At 60.9% G+C, this 7,660-nt stretch carries 8 protein-coding genes; 3 read left to right on the top strand and 5 right to left on the bottom strand.

Features of this window, described 5'->3' with window-relative positions:
* Positions 1–80 precede the first annotated feature (80 nt).
* Positions 81–1,286 carry a lipase gene (locus tag RA302_RS14805; protein ID WP_030536368.1) on the top strand — a complete coding sequence of 402 codons (1,206 nt, stop codon included), beginning with the start codon at positions 81–83 and terminating at the stop codon, positions 1,284–1,286.
* A 73-nt stretch (positions 1,287–1,359) separates the two neighbouring features.
* The gene (locus RA302_RS14800) at positions 1,360–1,833 is read left to right on the top strand and encodes a DUF5709 domain-containing protein (RefSeq protein ID WP_003945009.1); all 474 of its coding nucleotides are present in this window, start codon (positions 1,360–1,362) and stop codon (positions 1,831–1,833) included.
* Here RA302_RS14800 and RA302_RS14795 read toward each other — a convergent pair.
* On the bottom strand, positions 1,822–3,144 hold the full coding sequence (locus RA302_RS14795; protein WP_256261835.1) for a GGDEF domain-containing protein: 1,323 nt from the start codon (positions 3,142–3,144) through the stop codon (positions 1,822–1,824). The two genes, RA302_RS14800 and RA302_RS14795, sit on opposite strands and share 12 nt — an antisense overlap.
* A 405-nt stretch (positions 3,145–3,549) precedes the next feature.
* Between RA302_RS14795 and RA302_RS14790 the strand changes: the two genes are divergently transcribed.
* Positions 3,550–4,377: a hypothetical protein gene (locus RA302_RS14790; RefSeq protein WP_230587555.1), complete on the top strand. Its 828-nt coding sequence runs from the start codon at positions 3,550–3,552 to the stop codon at positions 4,375–4,377.
* A 7-nt stretch (positions 4,378–4,384) separates the two neighbouring features.
* Here the strand turns inward: RA302_RS14790 and galE are convergent, their stop codons facing one another.
* The 4 genes from galE to RA302_RS14770 are packed head-to-tail and all read right to left on the bottom strand — an operon-like array spanning position 4,385 to position 7,647.
* Positions 4,385–5,383 (bottom strand): UDP-glucose 4-epimerase GalE, encoded by a 999-nt coding sequence (gene galE, locus RA302_RS14785; protein ID WP_030536370.1) that lies wholly within the window; start codon positions 5,381–5,383, stop codon positions 4,385–4,387.
* Positions 5,380–6,510: a nucleotidyltransferase family protein gene (locus RA302_RS14780; protein WP_030536371.1), complete on the bottom strand. Its 1,131-nt coding sequence runs from the start codon at positions 6,508–6,510 to the stop codon at positions 5,380–5,382. Before RA302_RS14780 ends, galE begins: the two co-directional genes overlap by 4 nt.
* A complete protein-coding gene (locus RA302_RS14775; protein ID WP_230587557.1) occupies positions 6,489–7,367 on the bottom strand; it encodes a hypothetical protein in 879 nt (292 codons plus the stop codon). The genes RA302_RS14780 and RA302_RS14775 overlap by 22 nt, the downstream gene beginning before the upstream one ends.
* A 7-nt stretch (positions 7,368–7,374) precedes the next feature.
* The gene (locus RA302_RS14770; RefSeq protein ID WP_007732082.1) at positions 7,375–7,647 is read right to left on the bottom strand and encodes a PqqD family protein; all 273 of its coding nucleotides are present in this window, start codon (positions 7,645–7,647) and stop codon (positions 7,375–7,377) included.
* Positions 7,648–7,660 lie beyond the last annotated feature (13 nt).

The following is a 7,660-nucleotide window of genomic DNA, read 5'->3' as shown; positions in this document are numbered from 1 at the left end:
ACCAGGTTCGACATGGGTATGAGTGAAACACACAGGGTGATGGACCCCGGGTGGGTCCGGACGAGGGGAAAACGTTGAAACTGCGAACCACACGCGTGTTTACCGGATCGATGCTGACTGCCGCTGCACTGACTGCCGCACTGCTCTCCGGGGGGACTGCACAGGCCGATCCCGCATATCCGGCACCGGACCCGGACCCGTTCTACTCGCAAGCAGCGGCCGAGGGGACCGCCGGCACGCCGATCTCCGTGCGCCGGGCCCCTGACCTGATGACCTTTCCCGGCGTCGCGATCTGGCAGGTCAGTTACAGGTCCACGAACTCAGAGAACAAGCCTATTGCCGCGGTCAGCACGATCCTGGTCCCGCCGAATCAAGCACAAGACGGCCCGTTGCTCTCGTATCAGCACATCGTCAATGCACTCGGTACGGGATGTGCGCCGTCTCGCGCGCTTTACGCATCGGATCCCAACATCGTCATCCGTGAAGCGCCCATCCTCAACGTCGCGCTGCAACGTGGATGGACCATTGCCCTTCCCGACCATCTCGGACCCAACAGTGCGTACGGCGCCGCGCGCCTGGGCGGACAGATCACGCTCGACGGTATCCGCGCCGTTCAGAAAGTCCCCGAATTGCGTAGTGGCGCCAGCCCTGTAGGTATTGCCGGCTACTCCGGCGGCGGCATGGCCACCGCGTGGGCGGCCGCACTGGCCCCGAGCTACGCACCCGAGGTCAACCTTGTCGGTGTAGCCGAGGGCGGCGTCCCGATGAATCTGTCCAAGATGGCAAACGGCCTCGGACAGGATCCGCACCCGGCATTCGGCCTCGCCTTCGCCGCAGCAATGGGCCTCGAACGCGAGTATCCCGACCTACTGCCGCTGAGCAACCAACTCAACGACCTCGGACGGTCGATGCGGGCCGAACTCACCAACGCGTGCACCAACGACATCCTCAGGGTCGGTGCCGGGCGCAGTGCCTCTCAGGTGTCGACGTCGACATCCTTGCTGTCCAGCCCTGAAGTGCGAAAGGTGATGGACGACAACAGCGTCGAACTCTATCCCGGTGTGCCGACTGCCCCGGTGTTCGAATGGCACACGCCCGACGACGTTCTGATCCCCATCGATTCGGTGGTCAACACGATTTCGCGGTACTGCGCCGCCGGAGCCACGATTCAATCCCAACTGTTCCCCAGCCCGGACCACCTCACCACTGCGGTCCTCGGTCTGCCCACCGCATTCGAGTACCTACAGGACCGATTCGACGGAGTGCCGGCCCCGCGTTCGTGCTGAATGTCTCCGGAGTGACGTATCGAGCAGGCGCGGCACATGGCCAACTCGGTGTGCCCGTGGCATCGTTGATCGTATGAGCGACACGGATGACACCGGCGCGGCCGGCAATGGCGATTACAGTCTCGATCCCGACGACCAGCTTCAACCTGAAGACACTCTGATCGATCGAGGCGTCGACGACATTCTCGACGAGGGAATCTCACCACCGGAACGCCCACTGGGACTTGATGCCCACGGGTTGACCGGCAGCGAGGAATCAGCGGGGGAGACCCTCGACGAGCGCCTGGCCGAAGAAGAACCCGATCCGTACGCGTCGCTCGGAGATCCTTTGAAGGATCCCGCCGATGCCGACGAATTCGAACGGGAAGAAGAATTCCCGAACGGTGACGAAGTGGGTAACCGTCGGGTCGGCCGTCTCGTTGCCGAAGACGAGGGCAGATACGAGGACGAGGAAAGTGAACTCATTGCCGGAGACGTCGGAATCGACGGCGGCGCAGCGTCGGCAGAGGAAGCCGCGATGCATCTGATCGACGATTCAGAGGACTGAACGACCGCCTGACTGTTGTGGCTGTTGTAGCTGTTGATCGGTGAGAACGATGGAGTGGACGTGATTTCCACCCATTCTCTTGCTTTCGTACATCGCCGAATCGGCGAGGCGATGTAGATCGTGAACGCCACTTTCTGCTGCTTGTACGTCCGGCCAGGCGCCGTTGTGGATGGCTATGCCGATGCTTGTCGTCGAGATTGGTTCGCCTGTAGGGGAGTTCATGATGGGCGCGATCCGGGCCAGTAGATCGCCGACGTACGGCAACGGCATCATCTGAACGACGACGAACTCGTCACCGCCGAAGCGCGCTATCGCCGCGTCCGATCTGGCCCAGTCGTGTAGTCGATAGGCCGTGCGCAGTATGACTCGGTCGCCGACGTCGTGACCGTAGGTGTCGTTGAAGTGTTTGAAATTGTCGATGTCGATCACCACCACCAGCAAAGACTGGTCGAGGCTGGATTTCGCTTGCAGTAGTTCGGAAGTCCGCCGTGCGAGTCCGCGCCGATTCAGCAGGTCCGTCAACGGATCGAGTTCTGAGCTTTGAGCGTCGTTGCTCAGGAGCGCCAGAGCAATCTGCGTGACCACCGGTATGACAGTGATGACAGGAATGGCAAAGGCAATGCGTCCCAGGACGTCTGGAAGGCCAGAAGGTACATCGGTGAACACGCCGATGCTGGCAACAACGATGACCGCCCCGGAAAACAGCAGGTGCCACAGCTGAGTTCGAAGATTGTGAAAGAAGGCTATGTACGAGCCGACGAGCCCGAAGACGAGACATCCAAGCAATCTCTGATCCGGATTCGCCTCGGCCAGCACGATCACCGCAACAGCGAAGTCCCCGGCAACGACGAAGAAATACGACCTTTCACGGGTGGTCGCTACGACAGGCAGGGCAATTCCGCCGATCATCACAAGCACTGCGACGACGACGTCCAACGGAAATCCGATGGTCTGTACCGAATGAGTGCCCAGTCGCTTCAGCAGAATCGTGATACCCAGGAGGAAAACCAATACGCCGATGCCTATCCGAGTCGGCATCAGAATTCCGTTGTCGCGCAAGAATCGCGTGAATCGGTCAAACTGGTCTGGCACTGCGAGCCAGCGATGCACGACCTTGGGTGTGTCGCTCATCGCGGCCACTGACCATGAGAAGCGGCCGGTCGAATACAACACATGCGGCGATAGTAGTCCGTGGCGATGACAATGGAACTGAACTCGCCTCCAGCCTGTCAACCATAATACGTCACAGTGACGAATTGAGGTGGGGTAGCCGGAAGTCGGTGAGACGTGTTTATCGGCATCAATCCACATCAGAGCACTTATTGGTCGTTCCTGCTCGTGAGCGTCCAGGTCGCGCGGCGTAGCCGCAGTCGCCGGCGAGGCCAGGCGGTGATCGGCAGCAATTCAGCCGGCGATCGCGGAGTCGCAATGGTCGAGTCGTGCAAGCCGGTCGCAGATCTCGGACTGAAACGCAGGAAAGCCGGCAAATGTACCGGCAGACAGACATGAGTGGGCGGAAACAAAGAAGGTTGCACGAACCAGGCGTGAGGCGGATATCGCCAGTTCGAGAATTTGCCGATAATCTACATTATGTCAAGTAATGGATATTCGAACGTCCCCCGTCAGCTTGTCCGCTAGCTTTACCCACATGGATTCCGTTGCACTCGTCCTCGGTTCACCACGTGGCCGTCGCTTCTGTGCGAACGTCGGTTACGCATGCCAGCAGAAATGTCCGAACTCGAGATTCTGCACTGTCTTGCGTATGCCGTAGATTGCGCACGCTACTGGGAGCCGCCGGACGAAGAAGACCTGATCTTCGTCCGGCCGGATGTCGCAGCGGCGCTGCGACCGATTGCCGAAGCACTACTCGACTCGCCACACACTGCCTGGTGGACCGAGCCGATCGACCGTCTGAACCAGAATCTGGTTGAAAAGCGAAACCCTATTTACGGCTGGTCGGACCTACCCTTGCGGATTTACCGCACAGAAGACGGCCTCGAACAGTGGCGTGCTGAGGCACTCGACAACGAACGTCAGTTTCTGGAATACCAGATCGAAGATCCGGACCGTCACATCGGAGGCGAATGGTGGTCTATCCCGTTTGCCAACGGCACAACCGAAACAACCAGGGCCCGCGACGGTATCGGGGCCCTCGGGGTGTTTCTCGAAGAAGACAGCTCCTCGAACGAGGCGCGGGTGCAGCCGGTAAGGATCTACGGCGCGCCCCGGATCTACGAGATCACCGGTCCGCAGGACTGGGCGAATCTGGTCGATACCTATCCCCTGCCTGTGCCCGCTTCACGTCGCTCCGTGTGGTACGACACGACCGGTGAATACCGTGACTGGTTCATTCCGGACTGGGTTTCGGTCGCTGCAGATTACGACGCCGTGCACCTGACCATGATGGCTTATCTGACCACGCCAGGCATCGCGATCCCGTTGTCGGCCAACTCGGGGGCCACCGTGCTCGCCGGGTGGGATCCGGACGCCACCTTCTGGCTACGTAGCAACAACATCACCGTTCACGACGACCCGACGGGCTGACGTTCGGCTACACCGAGTTGAGCAAGTGCGGCCGCACTGCCAGCCACCGCGCGGTGTCCTCGATCCCCTGTTCCAGGGTGAATGTCGGAACCCACCCGAGTAGTCGCAACGCACGATCGTTCGACGCATAAGCGCCGGCAGTGTCACCGGTGCGTCGGCCGGCAGCGACCACGTCGATATCTTCACCGAGCACGTTCTCGAATGTGTGTACCAGCTCCCACACCGTCGTCCCCCGCCCGCTGCCCAGATTGACCACAGTCATGCGTGATGATTCAGCGGTGACCCGGTCGAACCTTTCCAGCGCTCGAACATGAGCGTCTGCAAGGTCCCAGACATGAACGTAATCACGCACTCCGGATCCGTCGCGCGTCGGCCAATCCGTTCCCGTAACCCTGAAAGGCGTTCCTGTCGAATATGATTCGAACAGCTTTCCGAGTGCGTGGGTCGGGCGTGCCGATGGTGTACCACTTCGCAGCTCCGGATCTGCCCCGACCGGATTGAAGTAGCGTAGAGATATCGCCGATAATTTAGTGGCCGCCGCAATGTCGTCGAGCATCGTTTCGAACTGAGCCTTGCTGTGCGCATAGGGACTCTGCGGTGCGATCCCCCAATGTTCGTCGACACACCCACCGTCGCTCGGCGCATACACCGCCGCAGAGGAACTGAACAAGAAGCGCTCACACCCGTTCCGAAGGACACTCGATACCAGCGTCAGCGACTTGGATACGTTGTTCTCGTAGTACCGCGCCGGGCTACTCACGGAATCTCCGACCACGATCAAGGCCGCACAGTGAACTGTCGCATCGATATCGGGATGGTCGGCGAATATCTTGTCGAGCAGTTTCTCGTCCGCGATGTCGCCGCAGTAGAACGGGAATCTGTGCGCAAATTCGGCGCGGCCGGTCAGCAGGTTGTCGAGAATCACGACATCGATCCCGGCGTCGACGCACTTCGACGCTACGGTGCTTCCGATGAATCCCGCTCCGCCCGTGATCAGTACTTTCACGCCGCTCCCCCGGCATCTTCGACGGCAGTCCTCGCACGACGGACGAAGTGGGACACGCGTGAGCGGGCCAAGTCCCATCCACGTAGGTCGCGCCCGTCCCGGATGGAAAGCCGATCACGGTCGAGAAAGAGCGGCACCATGACCAGATCGCGGTAGAGCGAGTGCAGGCGTGGGCGATCCGCCAACCACAGCGTCCATCGCCACCACCAACGCGCCGAGATGGTCGTCATTCCGGTACTGACGCCGAAGATCGATTCCACCGCCGCCCAGTGGACGTTCACCGCCCGACGGACATCGCGTGGCAACTGGCGTCTGGAGAGCGTCACAGCGAGTTCCGGTTCGGAAGTGAGCAGGTACCCCACGTCGAAGACACTGTTCAACGACAAATCGGCTCGAATCAAGGCCCGATCGGCAAGCCGCGCGTGAGCGATGACGTGCAGCGTCACGTCGGCCATCGCAAGGCGGGATCCTTCCGCCTCCGCGCTGATTCCTCGGACCGCGGCCTCCCGGGTCAGCGCGTGACGTGCGAACCGCGGAAGCAAGTGCGAATGGATTTCGACGGAGCCATGACGGTCGTCGCGAAGGAGTGCCGGTTCCTGGTGATCGTCGTGATCGATGGAGTCGGAGTCCACTTCGTCGGGGCGGACCATTCGGTAGCCGAAATCGAGGATCGCGTCGTTGGCCGGAACGGCATGTGCAGGGTCGACGACCAAAAGGTCGATGTCCGTCATCCGTCGAGCTGCCGGGTTCGGCCAGATTTTTCGCTCGAGAAGGGCGGCACCCTTCAGTGCAACCGTCGGAAATCCGTTGCTGTGTAACAACTCTTGCAGTTCCACTCGCTGCGCGTCGAGGTCCGAGATCCTTATGGTGTTTCGGTGATGGACAAGGCTCAGCGTCAGTTCCGGACTCGATGCGGTGGCCGAGGATTCCGACAGCATTTCCGCGAAGCTCGCAGGTAGGACCGATGCGAAGCCGGCCTCGACCGCTCGGGAGGCGAGCAGCGGCAATACCTTGTGCCTTACAGCGGCGTCGATGACTCTGGGCCAATCCTGCTGCGAACACAAGCGGATGACGTCGGCCCCACACTCGGGTTTCAACATGGAAATCAGGTACCGGGTGTCACGCATGACGCCACCAGTTCCTCCACGGTGTCGGCGCCGGTGTCGCCGTGATGTCGAATCAGTCTGTAGCACGGGGCATTCGAGAGTAGAGCAGCGATGTTTCTCAGGGTCAATCCGTGGTTGTCGGACCACAGTGCGGATTGCTCGGCTAGCGACTGTATCGCTTGGGGTACGGGCATCGGAGCGAGTCGAGTCGGCCCCTCGTCCCATCCATCGAGGATCAGCACCAGGTCGATTCCGCGAACCGCCGAGCTGACGTTTCGTTCAGCAGGCAAGGTCGACGGGTCCAACGCCCACACCGGCGGGGCGTACGGAAGATACAGCGAATCGTGCGCTTTGATCTCCGGGAGGACGTCGAACGTACCGGCTTTGAGGTGAACCCGCCGCGGTAAGCCCACAGCTTCGGTACCACGAATGAAGACGCCTTCGTCAGCACGCAGTTGTGCACCCCGCATCGCAAGGGCGAGCGCCAAGGTGGTCTTGCCCGCCCCTGAATGCCCGGCGATCGCCACTCTCACACCGTTGCAGTCGACCAGAGCGGCGTGCAGGCGTGTCCACTGTCGGGCGTGCGCGGCCGTCATGACATCCCGGTGCACCGTGCGGTACACGCTCTCCGCGAGCTGGAGACCGTCCAGACCGATCAGCGTTTCATGGCTGCCGCCGATGGTCGATTCGATGGTGACGTCCCAGCGACCGAATGTCGCTCGATTCCGCTGAATCCGAACTTCGACGTTGTTGTCCGCAGGCCACGGGCTGGCAATCCGGTGCTCGACGACACCGACCTCGGGTATGCGGAAACCGCGCACAATCGCGTCAACCCAAAGGTAGTGCGCCCGGAATTGTGGTACGTGGTTGCCTGTCACGGAATTCTCACACCAGCAGACGAGAGGTGCTCAGCTGTCCGTACGTCTCGTTGACTACCGACTTCGCCTCGTCGTCAGGGATCTCGAGCACTTCTGCCACGGCCTGGACAATTTCGCTGACGGTCCGGCCGTCACACAGTTCCCACACCAACGTCGCGACCGGGTTGAGGTGATGGGCAACCTCGCTGGAACTGTCGTACAGCACAACACCGTCGGTGAGATCGTTGCTCTCCACCGTCTGAGAGCGTTGCGGTCTCACACCTTCGAGTAGTTCGGTCAAGATATCTCCTTGA

Origin of the sequence: Rhodococcus sp. DN22 (genome assembly GCF_036669995.1) — a bacterium.
Taxonomy (GTDB): Bacteria; Actinomycetota; Actinomycetes; order Mycobacteriales; family Mycobacteriaceae; genus Rhodococcus_F; species Rhodococcus_F erythropolis.
The sequence above is the reverse complement of the archived record's forward strand: the minus strand, read 5'-3'. Positions and strand labels throughout refer to the sequence as shown.

What these genes read in the sequence shown, in the direction of transcription:
- RA302_RS14795 (WP_256261835.1), bottom strand. Translation starts at nt 3,144, where the DNA reads ATGTGGATTGATGCCGATAAACACGTCTCACCGACTTCCGGCTACCCC.
- RA302_RS14800 (WP_003945009.1), top strand. Translation starts at nt 1,360, where the DNA reads ATGAGCGACACGGATGACACCGGCGCGGCCGGCAATGGCGATTACAGT.
- RA302_RS14790 (WP_230587555.1), top strand. Translation starts at nt 3,550, where the DNA reads ATGCCAGCAGAAATGTCCGAACTCGAGATTCTGCACTGTCTTGCGTAT.
- RA302_RS14780 (WP_030536371.1), bottom strand. Translation starts at nt 6,510, where the DNA reads ATGCGTGACACCCGGTACCTGATTTCCATGTTGAAACCCGAGTGTGGG.